The organism is Aeoliella straminimaris (genome assembly GCF_024054565.1).
In the GTDB taxonomy this organism is placed as follows: Bacteria; Planctomycetota; Planctomycetia; order Pirellulales; family Lacipirellulaceae; genus Aeoliella; species Aeoliella straminimaris.
The window spans coordinates 144,979-165,297 of record NZ_JAMXLR010000038.1 but is presented as its reverse complement, the minus strand read 5'-3'; the positions used below and the strand labels follow the sequence as shown (position 1 = coordinate 165,297).

Annotated in this window: 19 protein-coding genes; 9 read left to right on the top strand and 10 right to left on the bottom strand. The window is 55.8% G+C overall.

Annotated elements, in window-relative coordinates:
- Nucleotides 1-75: 75 nt before the first annotated feature.
- The 3 genes from NG895_RS12680 to NG895_RS12670 all read left to right on the top strand — a co-directional run bounded on the left by NG895_RS12680 (nucleotide 76) and on the right by NG895_RS12670 (nucleotide 3,811).
- The gene (locus NG895_RS12680) at nucleotides 76-765 is read left to right on the top strand and encodes a GntR family transcriptional regulator (RefSeq protein ID WP_252852881.1); all 690 of its coding nucleotides are present in this window, start codon (nucleotides 76-78) and stop codon (nucleotides 763-765) included.
- Nucleotides 766-1,358: 593 nt separating this feature from the next.
- Complete coding sequence (locus NG895_RS12675) at nucleotides 1,359-1,682, top strand: hypothetical protein (RefSeq protein ID WP_252852880.1); 324 nt, start codon at nucleotides 1,359-1,361, stop codon at nucleotides 1,680-1,682.
- 113 nt (nucleotides 1,683-1,795) lie between these two features.
- A complete protein-coding gene (locus NG895_RS12670) occupies nucleotides 1,796-3,811 on the top strand; it encodes an FG-GAP-like repeat-containing protein (protein ID WP_252852879.1) in 2,016 nt (671 codons plus the stop codon).
- A gap of 120 nt (nucleotides 3,812-3,931) precedes the next feature.
- On the opposite strand, the gene NG895_RS12665 is transcribed toward NG895_RS12670, so the two are convergent.
- Nucleotides 3,932-4,264 carry a hypothetical protein gene (locus NG895_RS12665; RefSeq protein ID WP_252852878.1) on the bottom strand — a complete coding sequence of 111 codons (333 nt, stop codon included), beginning with the start codon at nucleotides 4,262-4,264 and terminating at the stop codon, nucleotides 3,932-3,934.
- Between the two features lie 3 nt (nucleotides 4,265-4,267).
- On the opposite strand from NG895_RS12665, the gene NG895_RS12660 reads away from it, so the two are divergent.
- Complete coding sequence (locus tag NG895_RS12660) at nucleotides 4,268-4,849, top strand: Ig-like domain-containing protein (protein ID WP_252852877.1); 582 nt, start codon at nucleotides 4,268-4,270, stop codon at nucleotides 4,847-4,849.
- A 247-nt stretch (nucleotides 4,850-5,096) separates the two neighbouring features.
- On the opposite strand, the gene NG895_RS12655 is transcribed toward NG895_RS12660, so the two are convergent.
- The 9 genes from NG895_RS12655 to NG895_RS12620 form a co-directional block, all read right to left on the bottom strand.
- Complete coding sequence (locus tag NG895_RS12655; RefSeq protein ID WP_252852876.1) at nucleotides 5,097-5,258, bottom strand: hypothetical protein; 162 nt, start codon at nucleotides 5,256-5,258, stop codon at nucleotides 5,097-5,099.
- A 371-nt stretch (nucleotides 5,259-5,629) separates the two neighbouring features.
- Entirely contained in the window at nucleotides 5,630-5,764 is a 135-nt protein-coding gene (locus NG895_RS30885) for a hypothetical protein (RefSeq protein ID WP_425267226.1), read from the bottom strand.
- On the bottom strand, nucleotides 5,755-6,327 hold the full coding sequence (locus NG895_RS12650; RefSeq protein WP_252852875.1) for a hypothetical protein: 573 nt from the start codon (nucleotides 6,325-6,327) through the stop codon (nucleotides 5,755-5,757). Before NG895_RS12650 ends, NG895_RS30885 begins: the two co-directional genes overlap by 10 nt.
- Before the next feature lie 234 nt (nucleotides 6,328-6,561).
- On the bottom strand, nucleotides 6,562-6,909 hold the full coding sequence (locus NG895_RS12645) for an alpha-amylase family protein (RefSeq protein WP_252852874.1): 348 nt from the start codon (nucleotides 6,907-6,909) through the stop codon (nucleotides 6,562-6,564).
- Nucleotides 6,910-6,926: 17 nt separating this feature from the next.
- On the bottom strand, nucleotides 6,927-7,205 hold the full coding sequence (locus tag NG895_RS12640) for an alpha-L-fucosidase (protein WP_252852873.1): 279 nt from the start codon (nucleotides 7,203-7,205) through the stop codon (nucleotides 6,927-6,929).
- A 199-nt stretch (nucleotides 7,206-7,404) separates the two neighbouring features.
- Entirely contained in the window at nucleotides 7,405-8,892 is a 1,488-nt protein-coding gene (locus NG895_RS12635; protein ID WP_252852872.1) for a sulfatase family protein, read from the bottom strand.
- A gap of 82 nt (nucleotides 8,893-8,974) precedes the next feature.
- A complete protein-coding gene (locus NG895_RS12630; RefSeq protein ID WP_252852871.1) occupies nucleotides 8,975-11,749 on the bottom strand; it encodes a sulfatase-like hydrolase/transferase in 2,775 nt (924 codons plus the stop codon).
- A 181-nt stretch (nucleotides 11,750-11,930) separates the two neighbouring features.
- Nucleotides 11,931-13,715 carry a hypothetical protein gene (locus tag NG895_RS12625; protein ID WP_252852870.1) on the bottom strand — a complete coding sequence of 595 codons (1,785 nt, stop codon included), beginning with the start codon at nucleotides 13,713-13,715 and terminating at the stop codon, nucleotides 11,931-11,933.
- On the bottom strand, nucleotides 13,712-14,236 hold the full coding sequence (locus NG895_RS12620) for a sigma-70 family RNA polymerase sigma factor (protein WP_252852869.1): 525 nt from the start codon (nucleotides 14,234-14,236) through the stop codon (nucleotides 13,712-13,714). The genes NG895_RS12625 and NG895_RS12620 overlap by 4 nt, the downstream gene beginning before the upstream one ends.
- A 714-nt stretch (nucleotides 14,237-14,950) precedes the next feature.
- On the opposite strand from NG895_RS12620, the gene NG895_RS12615 reads away from it, so the two are divergent.
- From NG895_RS12615 to NG895_RS12595, 5 genes are all read left to right on the top strand, one after another.
- On the top strand, nucleotides 14,951-16,030 hold the full coding sequence (locus NG895_RS12615) for a LamG-like jellyroll fold domain-containing protein (protein ID WP_252852868.1): 1,080 nt from the start codon (nucleotides 14,951-14,953) through the stop codon (nucleotides 16,028-16,030).
- A gap of 61 nt (nucleotides 16,031-16,091) precedes the next feature.
- Nucleotides 16,092-17,243 carry a LamG-like jellyroll fold domain-containing protein gene (locus NG895_RS12610; RefSeq protein ID WP_252852867.1) on the top strand — a complete coding sequence of 384 codons (1,152 nt, stop codon included), beginning with the start codon at nucleotides 16,092-16,094 and terminating at the stop codon, nucleotides 17,241-17,243.
- 101 nt (nucleotides 17,244-17,344) lie between these two features.
- Nucleotides 17,345-18,472, top strand: a complete 1,128-nt coding sequence (locus NG895_RS12605; RefSeq protein ID WP_252852866.1) for a hypothetical protein — start codon at nucleotides 17,345-17,347, stop codon at nucleotides 18,470-18,472.
- Nucleotides 18,473-18,621: 149 nt separating this feature from the next.
- Nucleotides 18,622-19,650, top strand: coding sequence for a DUF1559 domain-containing protein (locus NG895_RS12600; RefSeq protein WP_252852865.1), 1,029 nt, complete (start codon nucleotides 18,622-18,624; stop codon nucleotides 19,648-19,650).
- 82 nt (nucleotides 19,651-19,732) lie between these two features.
- Nucleotides 19,733-20,212: a hypothetical protein gene (locus NG895_RS12595; protein ID WP_252852864.1), complete on the top strand. Its 480-nt coding sequence runs from the start codon at nucleotides 19,733-19,735 to the stop codon at nucleotides 20,210-20,212.
- Nucleotides 20,213-20,319: the final 107 nt, after the last annotated feature.

The window sequence follows — 20,319 nt, the reverse complement described above, 5'->3', positions numbered from 1 at the left end:
GTCAATCACACTTGTGGCTGCCATAATCTATAGACTTGTGAATTAGCATACCCTATGGGCCTAAGGCATTCAAGCATGAGCACGACGACTCAAGCCAACCGCGCTTACGAACACCTGCGAGACAAGCTGATTGCCGGCCAATTTGAGCCGGGCACGCGATTGCTATATGGCCCGATTGGTAGGGAGATCGGTGTCAGCGCCACGCCCGTACGTGAGGCGGCGGGCCAGCTTGCCCAGGAGGGGCTCATCGACCTTATTCCGCAGTTAGGAGCAGTCGTTCGGAGATTGGACCGCTCTGAGCTGATTGAGATTTACGAAGTGCGTCTGGCCATTGAACCCTACGCCGCTCGCCTTGCCGCCCTACGCGCCAACAACGGGCAGATCGCTCGTTTGGAGAAGAAACTAGCGCGCTTAATGGAGCTGACCACCCGGCAAAAGGGCTCGGCAAGCAAGTTTGCCAGCAAGCGTACTGCTTCGCAGTTTAACAAGGCTGACTGCGAGTTTCACCTTTGCATGATTGAAGCGACCGGTAATCGAGAGATGATGCGAGCGGCGGGGCAATCCCACGGGCTCACCCGTGTCTTCGGTACTCGTCGGCATCGTTTCGACGCGTCTTCCATGCAAGCGACCTGCGATGAACACAAAGCAATACTAGATGCTATTCGGTCTAAGGCGCCCATTCGAGCAGCCAAGGCAGCCGCCAAACACATTAGTAACGGCCTTCAACTGTCACTACAGGGGGCCGCCGCGGGGAGCTCCGCTTAACTAGCAAATGTCGAGCTTCGATCTAGCGATTACTTGCCAACCGCCTCTCGCGGATCAGCTGCACTTCACGGAGAACCCTGCCTAAGCCAAAAGCTCGCCAAACAACTGTTGACCAGATGTATTGCCACGAGTAGACTGCTGGGAATACTCAAGGAATCCTAGGGGGTTCGCGGGTCCCTCGTCCTGGGATTTTGCGCTCACAATCCACGATAACGAGCTCAATAGCAGCTTTTTTTGAGCACTGCGCCTTCTCGGTTGCATGCGATCGCTAAGCAATCCACGGGGCAGACGCACGCCAAGTCTGAGAGATTGGCGTGCCGTGCTTCGACGCCGGGATGTTTGCGATGCAGTCTCTTGCTGTAGGCCGTGACTCGTGCGCGGGGTATCAGTGTCGACCCGGCGCGTCGCTCGGAGCGGTAGCTGAGCTTGGCTTTCAAGTTTCTCACCATCTTTGGAGGAGTCCTCGTTAATACGAATCGAGTTAAGCTTCGTGCCCATATCGGTCGCTGGCTAATAGCCGCTGTGGTCTGCGCGGTTGCGTCGCCACCCCAACTGCGGTCAGTGACTCACAGCTTGTTGTTGGAACAAGCTTCTTGGACACGGCAAGCGATGAAATTTCCGCTATGGTGACGCTGCCGAATGGAAGTCAGTTTTCGAACAGCAACTATGTTGCAACGCTGTGGTTGTCAAATCAGTTGCAGACACAAATCGGTTCCCAGCCAAGCGGGACTACCAACCTGAGCCACGGAGATTCTTGGGCGGGTGAGTTGGCAGCCCTGGTCATCTACAACCGCGTTCTGACTCCCTTGGAGCGTGCGAAAGCAACCGAGGCACTGCGTCAAGTTTATACGATCCCTGGACCGGCCCGACTTGCTTTTTTCGCTGTTGGCGCGATCGGCTTGGTCGCGAAGCGCTAGTCTCAATATTTGTGGTAGGAAAGCCCATTCGCGACTTTTCTGATGTCTCACATCGCCCCGACTTGGCGCGGTGTGAAATTTTTCCAATTCCTGGTTTCGGGTAGAGATAGTTCATGCGGCCACGATTTCGATTCGGATTACATGGACTGTCACTGGCGGCCTGCGTCCTCTTCGCAGCGAACCATTCCTTCGATGCCGACGCGTCCCAACCGTACGATGGCTGGACCTCCGGCGAAGCAATTCCGCTCGGAGTTGATGTCGGCCCGATTGGCGGGACGCGAGATTATGAAGTCAAGCCCTTGGGGACCGCGGATGCCTTCGGTAACGGACCCTATGATCTCTTTCTCGCGGACCGCAAACTGCTTCCCTTCCGGCGATTCCACACCGATGGTACACCGATCTACGGCCAGCCCTTAGGATTCGATATACCGAGCAGATCGGCGGCACTAGTAACCGATTTAGATTCAGGCCTATGGGCTGTGTATCTCAGCGGTACAAGTCTTCGGCTCGCGAAATACGATGCCAAGAAACGCAGTTTCGAATCCACCGACGTTCGGGGTTCATCGCTTCCAAGAGGCGCGAGATCGCTGGCAGCCACCAGGACCCCAGGTGGACAGCTGCTCGCCTTTTTTAGCGTGCCGGATGGAGAGCCCTATTACCCGACCGATGCGCATCATCATTCACCCGATTTTCGGCCTTTCGACGGTGCCGGAATCTGGCGGGGAGGACTACCATTTTCTGTCCTGGGCGGCGCCAAGTTCGAGGACGGGCTTGCGTTGGGGCAACACCAAATGAAATTTCCCATATTCGAGAAGGCGCGGGATTTTCAATTCAGCAATCCAGGCATCACCGTTGTTGACTTCGGTCCAGGGCGCGAACGCGACATAATTGCCAGCGACAGACACGGCACGTTCTTCTATTATCACAACCGGTCAATCAATTCCATCGACCTCGATCCGGCCGTGTTTGCGAGCGACGAGCGTGGTAATGCCCTGCGCCATCCGGGAATAAACCCTACACCCGCTGCCCTACCAAGTGCAGACTCCGGCCAATCAGACTTGCTGGTAGGCGATACCGGGCTCCTGTGGTTCTATCGATTCACGGGGCGGTTCAATGAACAAGGTGGCCCGATATATCGGCCACCGAACCGCGTATTGGTCGAGAATCCGACAATGGTTCTCGGCGCTCTGCCAGTGATTACTGCGGGTGACCTGGACAACGATGGACTTTTGGACTTGGTGGCTGGCAATGACGTTGGCGACATCTATTTCGTTCGCAACATAGGCTCGAAGACCACACCGACGTTTGATGTGCCTCAACTGGTTGAAGCAGGCGGAGACGTGCTTAAGGTCAACGCTGGCTACGGAATGATCCAAGGGCCTGGTGAGGCTCGATGGGGCTATACCTGCCCAACATTATGCGACTGGAACAACGACGGCCTTCTTGACATTATCTTCAACAGCATCCGCGCCGATGTAACTGTGCTTCTTCACATTCCGGGATCCAATCCACCTGCTTTTGAAAAACCGGTCGAGCTGAAGTGCGATAGTCTGGAACTGCACCTTGTGTGGCGAACGCAACCGGCGGTGACCAACTGGGGCCAGAACGGAAGAAACTGTATCGTCGTCAATGATGAAAACAACCACCTACGTTGCTTTTGGCGCATCGACGATTACAACGTCCGTCGGGGTGACATACTACGGCTAACAACAGGCGAACCTATCCAAACCCATAGCAAGCGGGTCGCCGGTCAATTGGGTCGGACCAAGATTCAGGCTATCGACTGGGACGGTGACGGCGCTATCGACCTGCTCTGCGGGACCGGTCGGACAGCGGCCATCCCTGGTGAGGGAGGCTATCCCGAAGACGTCTTGGAGGGTGACGAGCGTCACGCAGCCGTGCTGCTGCTCCGAAACGCGGGAAGCAATGCCGACCCGGTTTTCGAGTATCCAAAGGTTTTGCAACACGAGGGAAAGGCGATCGACATGGGTACTCATTCGTGCTCACCGCTGGCGGTCGACCTCGGACGGGGCAAGCTTGATTTGATGGTGGAAATGGAGCAGGGGGTGGTGCTTTTCTTTCCGCGAGAGGAACTGTCGTGGCCGAATGTGAAGCGAACTGACAGATGATTCCGAACCAGCAAAGATCGCTGTCGATGAAGTAAGCAAAAAACATGGTGCAAATAGTTGCCACCACCTAACGGCACTGGTGTTCTTCTGGGATCCCATTGGAATACCCATCTCGGAAGCTCATCCAAATGGCCTCTTTGGCGGGGGTAGCATGGCGTCTACCCTGGTCGGCCGCGCCAGACCAACAGCATCGCTAAGAACCATCGTGCCGGGCACCACGCGATCGACATCCAGGGCGGCGACCACAACCTCGTCGAGAAATACCAAGAGACGATCAAGTACATCCACAGCCTCGGCTCCGAAAACCATGCGACGTGGAACGTTTGGCACCGCTGCAAGGGGCCGAACATCGAGATCGACCACCACTCGGCCGGCACGCAGAACAACCTGTTCACCGACATCGACATGGGCCTGGGCCTCGGCGCCGAGGGGCAGCGGAGCATCCATACTCATGCCGTGAAGGAGACGTACTGGAACCTGCGGTCCACGCAGATCCTGCCGTTCGACCCGACGAGTTCGGGCATCCGCCAAGGCATCCCGCTCATCCCCGATGAGAAGCGGACCATCATTGTCGGGTGGTGGCTCGAGTGGCCCGAAAGCGAGGAGGAGAAGCGGAACGAGGATGGGCCTTGGTACGAGTACATCGGGAACTACGACGACATTCGCCCGCGGAACATCTACCTCGCCCAGCTGAAGCGGCGGCTGGGCGTCGACAACCTGCCGCCGGACGTCGAGATCACGAGCCCGATCACCGGGTCGATGATGACCGCGCCGACCGTGGACATCCGGGCGATGATCGACGACCGCGACGGGGCCGACGCCCGCGTCGTGGTGCAACTGCTAGTGAACGGCGAGCCCTCCCCGGGCGTGGCGACGAGGGCACCTTACGGCTGGACGGTCCCGCTGCAGGCGGGCACGAGGTACGAGATCACGGTGCGGGCGAGGGACAACGCTGGCGAGGTCACCAGCGACGCCGTTACCTTCACGACCAGCGACGAGCTTACCGAGGGCGGCGAGACGATCCTCAACCTCGGTTGACGACGAGGCACCGGCAGCGGCGACGGGCCTGCAGGTGGACGGTTCGACGGCGTTCGGCGCAGCGGTCGTTTTCACCGACCGCAGTTCGGGAATACCGCGAGTGTAGTTCATTCGATGACGCTCGGCAGCTAACGAAAAGCTGCGTTCGGTGTTTAGGTCGCCCTCAATGCGGGCTGGTAAGCACGTAGATCAGATTGTCCGCTGCACGGGATACAGAGTCACGGGGCTACAAAGTGAGCTAGCTCTTCTACCCCTCTTCCGCACTCGCACCCGACGCCCGCACCATTGCCAGGATGCTAGCCCGCACAGCCTCGGGGAGCTCCTCCCACCGCTCGACGATGAGGGCCAGTTCGGGGTCGATCGGAGCCAAATCTGCACCAACTGCGCCGTGGGAATCGCCATTCGCCATGTTTACTGCATTTCTTTCACTTTGTTCGAATCCGGCCCCCGCCACTTTTAAGTTGTTGCATTGCAACGGCTTACAGCGACAAGTGTCGCGGCTTCTAACGCGCGTCGTCCCAGTGTGCGGGGTGGATTGGCGAAGAGATCTTTCTACTTTACTCGGTCAAGCTCTCATCCATCGCGGAAAAAGCGGTATTCGTCCCAGTTTGGAGGGAGGCACCCTACCTCGCGAGCTAACTGGCCAACAGCAATCAGCACTTGTTGGTTGGTGGTCAACTTGCCGGGAATGGCATGTTGAGAATCAAGTGATGTTTAGTGGTCATTCTTTTGGCGTAGTGCCGTTGTAAACCATACCGTTTGCCCACCGTGCGGCTTCAACTAGACGTCAAGCATTTCGTTGGCCGTTAACACTACATCCTCGATTCGGATATTTGTCAACGTGTCGATGGAACTATCATCACGGTAGACACGAGCGCGGTATTGCAGTTCCTCTTCCAAGAAGTCTAGTGGCACTTCCAGTTCGCGGGATTGTTCGTTCGTGAGCCCCCTTCATAGGTGACTTCGTGATTCGGCTTCTTGCCAGTGATCCGATAGTGGTAGCCGCCCCAGTGGTTCCGATGCATGGCGTGAATGAAACCCCCGGCTGGGTTTGACCACCGTTCCGCCCGCTCGGGACTGAACGCATCGGCGCTAAAGCGGTGGTAGGGCAGCACGTCTGGACCGTAGCTGGGATAGCGAGCCAGTACCTGCCGCTCTCTATCCACGAACAGTTGATCGAACTGCACGCCGTTTGGGGTCTTGGCCTGCAGGATTCCGTTTCGATAAGGCTGCCAATCCAGTTCGAGCCGCCGGCCTCCACTCACGACGACTGGCTCCGACTCGAATGCTCGGTAAAACACCGGGGCGTTTGGGGAGCCGGAGTCCTTGTCGGTGAAAACGATCGCGTCATCGAGATGGTAGGTCCCGGCCCGCCAGAAGACAGTCGTAGGCTGGGTGCCGCGATGGGGCCTGTCGGACCTGGTCTTGCGCACGCCCAATTGAGCGAAAAGGTTCAACCACCATGCCGGGGTTGGCATCCGACCCGTTCGGTGCAACATAGTAATCCGCGGCCACCGTGTTTAGAGTGACAAAGGAGAATACCGCGAGCATAGCCATTCGGTTGATGTACATCATCTTTCTCGTTTTCTTTCCCGGCGATCTTCCAGCTTGACCACTCCCGTTCATCGCAAACGGCAATGCCCGATGCCGACTGCTCAAGCCGTCTAAGCTAGTTCTCGGCGGGGTTTCCAATGGCTCTGCGTGCATGATTTCTACGACCATCGTGGAGCACGATTCCCACTGGCCTTTGGGAGAAGTTTGCCCGGGATGCCTTGTTCGGGAGTCTCGATCGGCCCGCGAGTGATCAAGCAGTCGGGCTGTAGCGACCACGCCATCTGCTTAACCGGCTCTTCGCCTTTTCCATCGATGAACAAGACGTCGATCTGGCCGTAGCTGGTGAACAGTTCCTTGATTTGCGCCTGATTGAGTTTCACGAGAGATTCTTGCGTGTTCGGGTCGATCGGCAGCTCTCGACGGCGCACCTCGTAACCGTTTTGGTGCATCCAGTGAAAGTCTTCGGGCGAAACATAAAAACCGACGCCGAGACCTTGTCGACGCATGGCGTCGACGTAGTCTTTTACAAGATCCTACTTATAAATGGCGTGGTCGTGATGTCAAACCCTGTGGTCTCTGTGTCCCACATGCAGAAACCGTTGTGGTGCTGGGTGGTGAACACCACGTACTTAGCGCCACTGATGTTGGCAAGTTCCGCCAGTTCGTCGGGATTCCATTGGCGGGGATGAAAGGTCTTGGGCAGTTCGTCACAGTACCACTGCTTGTAGTCGTCCGACGAACCGACCAGGCTGTGGCTGATCACGCTGCCGACCTGGCTATCGAGGCTCCAGTGGACGGACAACTCGGATCTCGCCTTGTAGCCACTCCAGTCATTCGGGCCGGTTGTCGAGCTTCTGGGCAGGTTTGTCTTGGGGCTGCGCCTGGGCGACATCGGTACAGAATGCCGCGATCAGGCTGCAAATCACGTAACTTGATCGGGGTGTAAGCCTTGGTGAAACCGGTAACATCGTATCTCCAATGCGATACGGTCAGGGATGGATTCAATTCGAACGGAGATTGGGAACGGCCTGGCGAGAACTCTTCCATATTTTTACTTTGCCTATGTCGTTGCTTGCAGGAGGACCGTCGGTACTCCGTCCGCTACGTATGTCACTCTCCAGTTGCTTCAACAGTTCTTGCACCACTTCTGGTTTCTGGATGTAAAGGTTGTGTTGCTCACCAACATCCGTCTCCATGTTGTAAAGCTGCCCTTCAGGAGCATCGCTCGAGACCTGATTCTCCCGAGGCGATGTCCACCCGCCCGAGCCTCGCGCCAGGACAAGCTTCCATTTGTCGGTGCGGTAGGCGAAGTGGCCTGAAATCGAATGATGAACCACGCCAGACCGCGTGGATGCAATTGGCTCTCCAGAGAGTGCCGGCAAAAAGCTGACACTGTCCTCGCAGGTTCCGGTCGGGGTGTCCGTGCCGAGGGCGTCCGCCACGGTGGCAAATAGATCGGTCAGGCAAATCAATTGATCGCAGTGCGATCCCGGCGCAACCACTCCGGGCCAGCGGACGACGAACGGGATTCGGTGACCACCATCCCAGATGTCTGCCTTTGAGCCTCTTAGGTTGGCGCTTACCAAGTGCCCTTGCTCCGCCAGTTTCTCAATACCGGCTGCTTTGGAGCATCCGTTGTCACTGGTGAAAATGATGAGCGTGTTGTCGCTCATACCTAGCTCTTCAACGGCCTTGCAGACTTCCCCCACCACGTGGTCGGTCTGCATCACGAAGTCGCCGTAAGTGCCAAGTTCGCTTTTCCCCTGCCACTCGGGCGAAGGCACAATCGGGGAGTGCGGTGAGCTGAGTGCGAAGTACAGGAAGAAGGGTTCATGGGCGTCCGTTCGCGAATGCAGGTACTCGACGGCCTTATGCTGCAAGCGGGGAAGCATGTGTATCACCTCGTCATATTCTACGACGCGATCGTCCTCGATCACTGCTTGCATGTGGCCTGAGTGGTGAAAACCATGGTAGTGATCGAAGCCGCGATTTACCGGCCCATCGGGGATCGTTGACCCGACAGGGGGAAGGTTCTTTTTTGCCATATGGGGGGAGGTTTTACCAGTCTCCGGATCACAGTATTGAAAGTCTATGTGCCACTTGCCGAGGGCCGCGGTGACGTAGCCCTGCTGTTTGGCGAAACCCGCGACGGTCGTACGATCTGGGGCAATCAAGCTCGGTGCAAAGCCCTGAACGACTCCGCCCTGCAGGCGTGTCCGCCAGGCGTATCGACCGGTCATTATCCCATAGCGAGTGGGAGTGCAGACCGATGAACCGGAATGGGCGTCGGTAAATACCATTCCTTCGGAAGCGAGCTTATCGATATTGGGCGTGGGGATCTTGCCATGCACGGGGTTCAGGCAGTGGACGTCTCCGTAACCGAGGTCGTCGCAGATGATGTAGACGATGTTGGGAGCCGCAGCAGCCGCGACCGCCGACGCCAAGGTAGACAATAGGGCAGTTAAAGTGGAGTAGATGCGATAATTCACCTGACCAGTACCTTTCTCTTACATTCATCAATCTGCAACCGAGGAGCCAACGCCCGCTAACAACTCTAATGACAGCGTGTATTCATTGCTTATCCCAACTCTGTGGTGGGTTTTTTTTGTACGCCGGCGAGGCGTCTTCTTCGGGGAACTGCGCTGCCACTTGCATCAGCTGCTGCTTGGCTTCAACTACGTCTGGAGCTGAAGAATCGATCAAATTGTTCTCTTCCCAGAGATCCTCCTGCAAATCGTACAGCTTGACCGGTAAGCGGTCTGAGTCGATCCAAAGCTTATAGCGTTTATTGCGGATCACTCGCTCGTCGTAGGTCAGCTCCGGATGCACCCTGCCATCACGAAGGACGGCCGGTCCTCCACCCATGGACAGGATCCAGTCGCGAGGGGAGTCATTGGTCAAGCCGAGGATCAAAGGCGCAAAGCTCTTGCCATCGACGACGCGGCCCTCGGGCAGGGTGCCACCGCCTAGTTCGGCAAATGTTGGCAAGAGATCTGTAAAGTCAACTAGGGCATCCGAAGTGATGCCTTCGGGAACCAGGCCCGGGCAGCTCACGATGAACGGCTGAGCTACCCCGTTCTGTTCGTACAACGAGTGCTTTCCTCCCGGTACGTTTCGACCGAGACGCGTATTATTGCCGAAGCCTCCCCTGCCTGTCCCATTGTCGGTCGTGAACAGGACGATGGTATTGTCGCGGATTCCTTCTTCTTCCAAGCTCCTGAGCAGCCTGCCGACCAGTTTGTCGGTGTATTCGACCATGCCAATAAACTGTTCCCGCTTCGTTTCCTTAGCCTTGCTATCGGGCGTTTTAGTTAACGGAAAGTGCGTTAATGCCATTGCGTAATACAGCAGCATCGGGCGGTCTTTGTTTTCGCGGATGAACTGGATCAGATGGTCACAGTAAACATCGGGACCAAAACGATCCTCGTAAGTGCGGGAGCCTTCGGCTGGCGTATTGATGTAGGGGTGCCAGTACCGATGGCTGCTGCGCGGGTTGCCCGTCTCGAAACCCGTCCACATGCACCAATCGTCAAATCCGGCTTCGTCCATAGCTTTCGGCTCGACGCGAAAATCGTCGATTTGCCACTTGCCTGCCGCACACGTGGCATAGCCGGCATCGCGGAGAACATTGGCAAACGTAGTGTTCCAATTTGGGTCGAAGTGCGCACCCGCTCCCCAACGAGGTACGTCCCAGTGATTGGTCCAGCCATGGCGGAAGGGATATTGGCCGGTGAGCAGCGTCACCCGTGTCGGCGTGCACTGGGGCATGCACCAGGCGTTGTTGAACTTCATGCCACTGGCAGCGAAGTCATCGATGTTCTTGGTCTCGACATTTTCGGCGCCGTAGCAACTGATCCACTCCTTGCCAAGATCGTCCACTAGTATGAATAGGATGTTCGGTTGGCTTGGCGCTTCTTTGGCCGCAACGGGTAGACACCCTATGCCTGCAAGCAGCATGCTTAAGATACGTATAACCATGTTGTTCTCAAAAAGTCGTGTAATTTGGATCCTTCTCAAACAGAGATGGCTTGGCGCAAGGAAATGTTGTGGTTGCTCCTGGCTATCGCTGGAAGACACTACCAGTAAATTGGCATACTTACATGGCTTGACTTTAGGGCGCGTGACTACGAGTCCGTCCTTTTCGGTGTGCCAGGCCACACCAACTCTACTGCCCAGCAATCGGACTTTAGATACACGATGGCCGGCCAACGAATTGATTTGCACCTGTTCTTCGGGCCAGGAAAGCAAGATGCAGTATACCTGGCTGCCATCGGCGGAGCGAGTGAATCGAATACTGTTCGCATCGATCGTATGCTTGCCGGATGGATTATTGGTCCCCGACGCCTTGTCGAGTTTCTCCTGGTACTGTTCCCAGGGGCGCGTGCCGTAGATTGGTTCGCCATTGAGGTCCAACCACTCGCCCATGGCTAACAGCCGCCGCTGCATGCCTTCAGGAATGGTGCCATCGGCCTTCGGGGCAATTTTCAGCAGCAGGTTGCCGTTCTTGCTGACCACATCGCACAGCAGATGAATGAGCGCGGTGGGCGACTTGTAAGCGTCCCGCTCTTCTTCGGCCTGCAGGTATCCATAGGAAGTGCCGAGCGTGGCTGGGTTCTCCCACTTGGGGCCAACCTGCTTGATCTGCATGTTGTCTTTCTCACGGCATCCCAGCTCCACCGGCCAGTTTGGATGGCCCCCGAACCTCTCTTCCATCCACGGGTAATGGTGTTTCGGATCGTTGTAGAAATTACTGGGTGTATGTTCGGCGTAACCATAGCCACCCTTCTTGTAGCCCATCACGCTATACGGCCCCCAATGAATAAAGATGCCGAACTTGGCGTCGTCGAACCATTGCGGCACGGGGTAGCCGTCCATAGACTTCCAGTCGGCCGTGTACTTTGCCGGCGTCGATGTTGGCTCGGCTTCTTCTGCTTCCTGTGGCACGCTGTTGACGGCCGCAGAAGTGACCTTCACCCGATTTAGCACCGCCTCGGGGGCACTTGTTTTGAACTTTAATTGAACCGCGTATTCCGCTGGCAGGGCAGAAAGGTCGAGCGTGGCAGGAGTCGCCTTGAACACCTTGGCGAAGCCTGGGATTCTCGAGTAATCTTCCTCGACCGTTCGCCACTCGGTCAACTCGTCGATTGTCCCATCGCCGTCGACATCGACGCCCGCCTGCAACTCTTGCTGGGACTCGATCGCCAAACCGGATGTGGCTTTCGAAGATAGGGATTTATCCGAGACATGAGGATCGCCCACGGATTCTGCCTGTGCGACTTCGATGCAACTGATGGCGACCACGAAAGCCAACATGAACAGCGATAAGAGGGCTGATACCACCGCCATATCCAAATTGTATATTCGAAGCCCGCTCTCCTCTCGTTGGGTGGGTCGTTGTCGAGACATCAGAAAGATGCGTTTCCCCATCGCACCTACAGCAATAGCTCAAGCCGTGAGCATTGCTGCGGATGTTCTTCATGTTTGGCGGTGCGACGCCGAGAATCGACCCGTGCCTTGCAACAGCTCTCTAACGCGCGATGCTAGCTTCTGGCTCAATCTCAAGCCGCGCACCCGAGAACACAACGTGGTCATGGACATCTGCGCCGAGACTTGCTGAAACAAGTGTCAGAAATCTGGCTTCCGCCGGAATCGGGACGTCGATCTCGACGAAATGGCCGTCATAGCGAAGACCACTGGATGCGCGTTCCTCGTCGACGCGCACCGAATAGACGGCTGCTTGTTTTGCCACATCAACCGGCTGGCCATTAAGGTACGCCGACAGTACACGCTCCTCATTGCTCACGACTACGATAAGATTGGCAAGGGCTTTTGTTCTGCTGGTCTCCACGGGCAACTCACGATCATTAATTCCTGCGCGGTCCGAAACAAATCGCATTGCCCTACCTGTGAGTGCACCCGCACGTCGGATTTCGTCCAAGTCGAAAGTTAATAGCTCGTTCGAAGAGAGACCGACCCCTTCCTCAATCTTCGACGGCTTTCCCAGGACAAGCGAGTGGTCGGCGTTCGTACTATAGGGCAAATCTTCACCCGTTGTACGAATTGGTATGCCAAGATTCGAGCGGTACGTGTCGTTACTTGGGAGCCCCACGACGGCCGAGCCACCCCCACCCACGTTCGAGAAATTGAAGAGCACACCGTCTTCTGCGAGGCATACATCCAGGTCCAAGCCGCCATCGTGAACAGCAGCGACGCCTAAATCAATTGTTTCGGCAGCCGCTTGATACGTGTCGCTCAACATTGCCTCGGTAAGCGACTGGGACTGGCAGTCATCAAACAAGTTTCCTAGGAAGATTGTCTGTTCCTGGTATAGCTCTCGATGAGCGGTCGGCATCCGAATGGGATAGTCTTTTCGATGGGGAACATCTATGGACGTCACAGATTGATCCTGGTCTAGCCGAATTGAGTCGCCCGCGACGAGTTTAATGCCCCCCCCCGAAGTCCTCACAAACTGCGCCGAGGGCATTTCATACAGGTGCCCCTCGAAGACATGTACAGCAACCTGTCGATTCGATGCTGAATTCTCTACATCCACACCAAAATGCCCTGGCCCGGTCTTGAGGACGCCGGCTGGCGTCTCGGTGCAAAAGACCGGGGAGGCAGAGGGGACGACAGCGGTAAGCCTGCCGGAGAACAGCTTCCCTCCACCTTCAGAACGAATCACGTAGACGGCCGGTCCCTGGAGGATAACGCTGACGCCACTTCGGTAGGTTACCTGCAGCAGGCCTTCTTCGATTCTAATCTCCTGTCCAACACGTAAACCGCGCGTCGGTGGCGTTTCTGGGTTCTCTGCCACCTGCCATTTGACTCCCTGCGTCGACTCGATCCTCGCGACGACCTCTTCGGGGACACTCCACTCCCACGGTATGGACAAGAATTGTGGAGGGCCATGCACGATAACTGCCGCCAGTATGCCAACGCCACACCCCAGACCAACCCCCAGTGCCAGCAGAACAGCCGCAGCCCGCAGCGGAAACACGCGTGCCGTGTTCAAAAAACCATCCCAGTATAGTACCGTCGATGGTTCATCCTGCCCGGGTGCAACTGCTACTTCAGGAGAGCTCTGGAGTTCTCGTTGGACAACTTTCCGACAGAACTCACTAGTCTGCTCCTGCGACACCAAAGCCGCGTGCAGGTGGGCCACTTCTTCGTACATCTCACGCGCGCGCACGTCATTCGCAATCGCATGCTCTAGCTGTCGGACCTCCACTTCGTCTAGCGGTTCATCAAAGCTCCGCTGAATCAGTTTTTGAAGATCCAAGGGGAGGTGTGGATGGCCATTATGCTTGCTCATGCCACCTTCTCCTCTGAGAGAGTCCTCTTGATACACCGGAGCAACGATTGCCTGATGCGCCGCAGAGAGTTGCACACGCTCGCCTGCGAGCGATCCAAGAGTTTGGCCGTTCCGTGGGAGCCAAGCCCGTGAGTGTAACGGCAATCGATTAGCTTGCGGTCGGTATCCGCCAGCTTTGTTACGCATTCTCGCAGTGCGGTGCAGCGAGCTTCGATCGATTCATCGGATAAGCCGCACGCATCATCGACCAGTTGATCCATCATCTCCTGCTTGAAGTACAGCTTGCTCCGCCGTTTGTAATTAATGAAAGTTAACGTCTCGTACTTGGCCAGTGCGGCCATCCAGCGAAAGAAATCCGTGCCGGGCTCAAAGTCGCTGTAGTTTTCCCAAGCGGTAACTGCAGTCTGTTGCAGTACGTCTCGAGCATCCTCGGAGTTGCGCAACATGCTAACCAGCATGCCAAACAGTCGCTGCTGGGTTGCACCGAACAACTCCGCAAATTCTTCTTCTTTTGAAGGCATCGCTCGAGTCTCGGCGATCTAGTAAGACGAGGAGAAATAGGAGACAAGATACTTCTACGGGTACACTTCCTACCTATATAAGCTGCTTGCGTCGCATTTTTAACTCACAACTTTCGCCTTTTCGTGGAAATTTCCGAGGCGGAATCAACGGTGGCGGTCAAAGTGCCGCCCAAATGAAGGGATGGTCCAAAGTAGCGGCACGATTGTTTACGCGGACATGGTCCGCAAATCTCAGCTTTTTTCAGATTTCTGGATGTAAATGGTGTCCTGACTGTCTTTAGCGGTGTAGGAGAGGCTCAACGTTTGCGACTCACTGCAAACAGTTGATTCACGGACAGCCGTCGCCCCTGAGTTCAGGGCTTTTCACCTTTGGCGACCAGGTGGTGGTTCGCTTTACTTTTTCCAATTGGTCTGACCTCGACTAGATGTAAGGCGAGTGCATGCCTCGTGTGCTCGTCATGGTGGCTCCGTTCCCAACAGGGCTAACTGCGCAGCGGAAACAGTCGGTCGCGAGTGCCTGGCATCCGTCGTTGGGAAGTTCACTTGCGGATTCGCGTATTGAAGCTCCAATCCCGAGGTGAGTTACGAATTTATGCGGATGTAGCATGCATGAACGAAGGCTCACATGCTTACCAGCCGCCACGAGTGCTGTCGTACCCGAATGGCACCCAGCATGGACCTTTTCTGAATCGATGACCAAGGAGATATCCACTTATGAAACCTACCTGCACCGCAGCGACTATTGTCGTCTCTTTGCTCTTCAGTGTGGGGCCGGCCCAGGCAGTTCTAATTGGCCATTGGAAGTTGGACGAGACCTCCGGAACTACCGCCGTCGATAGCGTCAATGGCAACAATGGCGTCTACGTCGCTAGCGACGATCCAGAACCCGGCTGGCAGACTGGACTTATTGGAGGTGCTGCCGGACTGAACGACGAGGACAATGATATGCAAGAGTATTTCTCCATTGCTTCAATTCCGCAGATGGCTGGGGCCACGCAACTCACGGTTTCGATCTGGTTCAATCAGAACGATGGTCCCAATTCCAATAACGGAAACAACGGGTTGACTCGCGTTAGGAACCTTAGGCTTGACACCACCGGTACTAGCGATCGTACGGCAGGAATGAACACCGAAAGCGGACATATCGATGCCCGTATTAACAGTGGCAACGGCCAAGTAGACGGCGGCAGCTTCTCCAGCGATCCTGGGTGGCACCATGCATTGATGGTCTGGGATGGAACCGATGACTCTGGCGGTGAAGGTACTGGCATAACGAAACTCTACTTCGATGGTGAATTGGCCAACGAAGTAAGTCACACTGCGGCGGCCGCCATGATAACCGCTAGCGGAGAATGGTGGATTGGCGGCGTCGATTGCTGTGGTACTACCCGCGGTTGGACCGGCGCACTCGACGATTTGGCAATGTGGGACGAGGTTCTCCCGCCCGAGCTTGTTACGAACCTCTATTACGATGGCCTGTTTGGCATTGATGCAGCGACAGTCTACGCCGATTTTTCTACCGACTATACGCCTGGTGACGTAACTGGAGAAGGTCTGGTCAATTCTGCTGACATCGATGTGATTCGGCAGAATTTCGGTCAAGCCTTCGGGGCTCGAACTGAAGGCGACCTCGTAAACAACAACTTCATCGATCTCGACGACTACCTGCAATGGAAGCTAGCAGTTAAGGACCCCGAGGGGCTGGCGGCAGTCAAAGGCTCGGTGCCGGAACCTACCGCATTGATCCTAGTTTCCACCGTTGCATCTCTCTATTTCCTCCGTCGCCGCGTCTGACGCAACCAATTGCTTCTCTGCCCTTACAAGCAAGTCTCATTCACAACGAAGGCACAACGCAATGTACTTACCAAGCGTTTCACCCTTTTTGGCGATAGTCCGTGTCGGCATGCCAGTGCTGATCATAGGCTTCGTAGCGGCACTCCCCGTGGTTGGACAGACCCCGGTGGCTCATTACACATTCGACGAAGGGCTCAATGACTACACTGTAGACATTGCCATTGACAGCGTGAATGGAAACAACGGCGTCTGGCAGAACACCAACACGGACGGTCTGAGCTACGCCATTGGGAGGATTGGCGGAGCTGTGAGTCTAAGGGGTAACGACGACGATTACTTTGTGATTCCTTCGATCTCACAAATTGACGGTATTGAACCGACGCCGGCAGGCACTGCAGAACTAGGGGTTGGTATCACGATTTCGGCTTGGACGTATGTCGACGATGATGCACCATCTGGCTACAAGGGGATCTTTAAGAGCCGGGAAGTAACGGATCTGTCGTCCGCGGGCGAGCAAAGCGGACAAGACTGGGGACTTGCATGGGAGGGTGGGGATCACATTGACGCCCGTATATCAGGGAGTCAGAGCGACTCCAATGCGGACTCCATCACCCGAAACCAGTGGCACCACGTCGCCATGGTGTGGGGTAACGTTGATTCCGAGGCCAGCTTCATTCCGCCTTCGCAAATTGTGTATGTCGATGGTGTCAGGCAAGATGCATTCATCGAAGACACGGGCATCTGGCAGATCATCTCCAGCGGATCCTGGCTCATTGGAGAAGACACGTGTTGCGGAGGTCGCGAAATCAATGCCTTGCTGGACGACTTGGCCATGTTCGATGTGGCAATGTCGGACAGTCAGGTCTCAACACTCTACAACAACGGTCTGCTCGGCATCGATGCCGCCGGAAATGCCACCGGAGTCTTCGAGCCGGGCGACGTAAACGAGGTAGATGGTGTCACGATCGCCGACTTTCAGATCATCCGCGACCATATTGGCCAGCAGGTGAATGCCAGGAATCTGGGGGACCTGAATGGCAACAAGGAAGTCGACCTCGACGACTTTCGGATGTGGCTTGATGTGGCGCCACCAGCCTTGGCGGCGGAGGCTTTGGCCAGCATGTCGACGGCCGTACCGGAACCGAAGACCCTTCTGCTCGTACTAGCCGCCACTACTGTCGTCTGTGTGGGACGTCGAGGCATCCACTCCTGATAGGCGTTTCGTTGCCGGATCACAAGCATCTCTTCAAAGTCGACTCCTCTTCATAGGTGATATACAAAATGATTGTCCGGACGATATTGCCCGTGCTGCTTATGACAGGAATTTTCCTACCGCGCCTTATTCAGGCTCAAGACCTAAAGCTCAGAGTCAATCGAGCAACCGGCGCACTACAACTGACTGGTTCAAGCGAGACCGTTGTCGGTTTAGCGGGCTACCAGATCAACTCGACCCTGGAGACACTCAACCCTGACCCGGGTGTCTTCACTGGCCTTCACTCTATCGATTCGGACTGGGTCCTAGCTGGGCCACAGCTACCAACGGGGATCGCCGAGTTTAATGAGAACGGAGATCCCGCGGTTGTCACAGCTGTTGATAACTCCATTACACTCGACCTGGGTAACCTGTACGATCCTGATGCTGCACAGATTAACGGAGGATTTGGATTCAATGTCGAACTTAACGACTTGACACTTCACTATGCCGACACCAGCTTCGAGTCTAGCAGGATCGGCATTGTTGAGTACTACGGCGATGGGGATCTCAACACGATTGGCATCACCGTCGACTTAAGTACTGGTAGCGCCTTTATCGAAAACGAGTCGACCTTCGATCAGACAATTATCGGCTATGTCATCAAGGCCTCGACTCCGGGAACTCTTAACACGAGTTTAGCCACTTTTAATGGTCTGCGAGACGAGACTGGGGGTGGCAGCTTTGAGCCACCCGCGAGTCTTGACGGCAGCAACCTGGCCGAGTTGGATCCAACCGAAGATGGCATAGCGATCAAAGCGGGGCAATCCTACGATCTCGGTACGATCGGGGGCATCGTCGATGATCTGAGTGTTACCTTTCTCCTGGCCGGTGCGGGCGAGTCCAGTAGAACCGGATTCGTCAAGTACGTAGCTGCTCAGAACAGCCCGGGTGATTTCAACAGCGATGGCATCGTCAACATCGCGGACTACGCGGTGTGGCGTAACAATCTCGGCGCAGCAGACGAAACAGCCCTCAACTTTAATGGCGATGGTGGTGGAGTGACCACCGATGACTACCAATTATGGAAGGACAACTTTGGTGCCGGGTCGATGTCGGTGGCTGGACTTCAGTCCAACCGGCAAGCCGTGCCAGAACCTTCGATGCTGTACATCGTTGGGGCTGCCCTATTCGGAACAGTCTACATAGTAAACCGTCGACGCTGCGATCATCGAGTGGCATCGGCATAGGCTAGTGATCGGGCCATGGTGGCGTGTGGGCAGCCACCACCATGGCCAACACCGTCGCAGGTTGGTGCATTCCAACCTGCGGCGGGTATTGAAACAGTTTAACCCAATTCAGTCGTTGTTGACGAAAGTTGCCTTAGGAGCAAACCGGAATGACAAGTTGCTTTCATTCAGTTCGATACGCAAATCATCGGACGTCCACAGGCTTCACACTAGTTGAGCTATTAGTAGTAATTGCGATCATCGGTATCTTGGTCAGCCTCTTGCTGCCCGCAGTACAGGCGGCCCGCGAGGCAGCTCGACGCACGCAATGCCAGAATAACCTTAAGCAAATTGGCCTGGGTATCCTGAACTTCGAATCGGCTCTTTCTGAGTTGCCCGCTGGTTCTAAAGTAAAGGTGCCGGACTACTGTGGGGGCAACCAATGTCGCGGAATTCCCCTACCCATTCTCATCATGCCCTACCTGGAAGAAGGGCTTTTGCCCGACATCCTGAAGCAGCGATTGGACGCAAGGAACGGCAATGGAGGCGCCTGGGGATTGATTGCAGCGGATGAAGGCGACGACGTTGGAAACACGCGCATCGAAGCCTACGTCTGTCCCAGCACGCAGAATTGGCCTGGCATCTTGCCTCGTCTCGACTACGTCCCCGTGGTGGGAGGGCCTGGCGACACAAGTATCGGTTATCACCCACGGGATCCAAACAAGCAGCCGATCGCGATTAACGCGCGAGGCAGAGTTTATTCCAACGGTCCCTTCAATATGGGCGTCGCGATACCCCTGAGAAGGGTACTGGACGGCACAAGCAACACCTTCGCCGTAGGAGAGAGCGTCAGCGCCACTCGGTACGGGGCTGGACCTGGCTACGGCACCGATGAGGGAGGGCCGAGCGCATGGTGGTTTGGCGGGTCATGTGCTCCCCAGTTTGCAAGCGATTACTCGGGGCATCACTATCGTGGATTGCGAAGCACCTACAAGCCCATCAATTCCCACCTCACTGATCCCCAAACACAGGCCGATCAACAGAACGATGCCTGCTTCAGCAGTGATCATCCTGGGGGGGCGCAGTTTGTCTTCATCGACGGTCACGTTGCTTTCCTGCAGGAAAGTATTGACTATGACGTCTATCAGACCTTGGCCAGCTTCGCTGGTGGAGAGGTGATCCAATCTGATGAGATTTGATCTCTCGCAGATCATGTAGGCTGTCAACTACAGGTCGCCTCAGTGAACGTCGTCACCACTCAAGCCTTCATCACAATCGCACATGACACCACGAATACCACTTGTTGCATCTCAAATAGCTCCGCGCTTCGCTTTCCTGATTAGCAGCCTACTACTAGTAGCCGGCTGCGATTCGGGGCCAGATACCGCCCAGGTTTCGGGGCTGATTGTTTTCGATGGCGAAAAGGTACCAAAGGGAACTATCAGCTTCTACCCGGTTGGCGGAGGTAGACCAGCCTCGGGCCAGATTCAATCCGATGGCACCTACAAGCTTTCTACATTCGACCCGGGTGACGGTGCGCTGTTGGGGGAGCACAAGGTGGCGATCGAATCGAAAGAGGTTAGCGGCAATGCACCAAAGCCAAAGTCTCTAAAGGAAGAAGTCGCGAACCCCGGCGCCAGCGCCGTATCGAATACCACCGTCACATGGATTGTTCCAGAAAAATACGCTGCCGTAGCAACATCTGAACTGACTGCTACGGTGAGCGAGGGTGACAACAAGATTGATTTCAATCTGCCGTAGGCGAGGTCTTTTCGGGGTCGCTATACGAACGAGGAACTCCACACTGTTGTCGTGATGCCAAGGTCGGATGGTAGACCACTCAGGCGATCTCGCATTACTTGAAAATT

Bases quoted from the DNA above. Each gene is read 5' to 3' on its own strand.
- NG895_RS12680 (WP_252852881.1), top strand. From the start codon at position 76: ATGAGCACGACGACTCAAGCCAACCGCGCTTACGAACACCTGCGAGAC.
- NG895_RS12670 (WP_252852879.1), top strand. From the start codon at position 1,796: ATGCGGCCACGATTTCGATTCGGATTACATGGACTGTCACTGGCGGCC.
- NG895_RS12665 (WP_252852878.1), bottom strand. From the start codon at position 4,264: ATGAGTATGGATGCTCCGCTGCCCCTCGGCGCCGAGGCCCAGGCCCAT.
- NG895_RS12655 (WP_252852876.1), bottom strand. From the start codon at position 5,258: ATGGCGAATGGCGATTCCCACGGCGCAGTTGGTGCAGATTTGGCTCCG.
- NG895_RS12650 (WP_252852875.1), bottom strand. From the start codon at position 6,327: ATGCCAACCCCGGCATGGTGGTTGAACCTTTTCGCTCAATTGGGCGTG.
- NG895_RS12645 (WP_252852874.1), bottom strand. From the start codon at position 6,909: ATGCGTCGACAAGGTCTCGGCGTCGGTTTTTATGTTTCGCCCGAAGAC.
- NG895_RS12630 (WP_252852871.1), bottom strand. From the start codon at position 11,749: ATGGCGGTGGTATCAGCCCTCTTATCGCTGTTCATGTTGGCTTTCGTG.
- NG895_RS12625 (WP_252852870.1), bottom strand. From the start codon at position 13,715: ATGAGCAAGCATAATGGCCATCCACACCTCCCCTTGGATCTTCAAAAA.
- NG895_RS12620 (WP_252852869.1), bottom strand. From the start codon at position 14,236: ATGCCTTCAAAAGAAGAAGAATTTGCGGAGTTGTTCGGTGCAACCCAG.
- NG895_RS12615 (WP_252852868.1), top strand. From the start codon at position 14,951: ATGAAACCTACCTGCACCGCAGCGACTATTGTCGTCTCTTTGCTCTTC.
- NG895_RS12610 (WP_252852867.1), top strand. From the start codon at position 16,092: ATGTACTTACCAAGCGTTTCACCCTTTTTGGCGATAGTCCGTGTCGGC.
- NG895_RS12605 (WP_252852866.1), top strand. From the start codon at position 17,345: ATGACAGGAATTTTCCTACCGCGCCTTATTCAGGCTCAAGACCTAAAG.
- NG895_RS12600 (WP_252852865.1), top strand. From the start codon at position 18,622: ATGACAAGTTGCTTTCATTCAGTTCGATACGCAAATCATCGGACGTCC.
- NG895_RS12595 (WP_252852864.1), top strand. From the start codon at position 19,733: ATGACACCACGAATACCACTTGTTGCATCTCAAATAGCTCCGCGCTTC.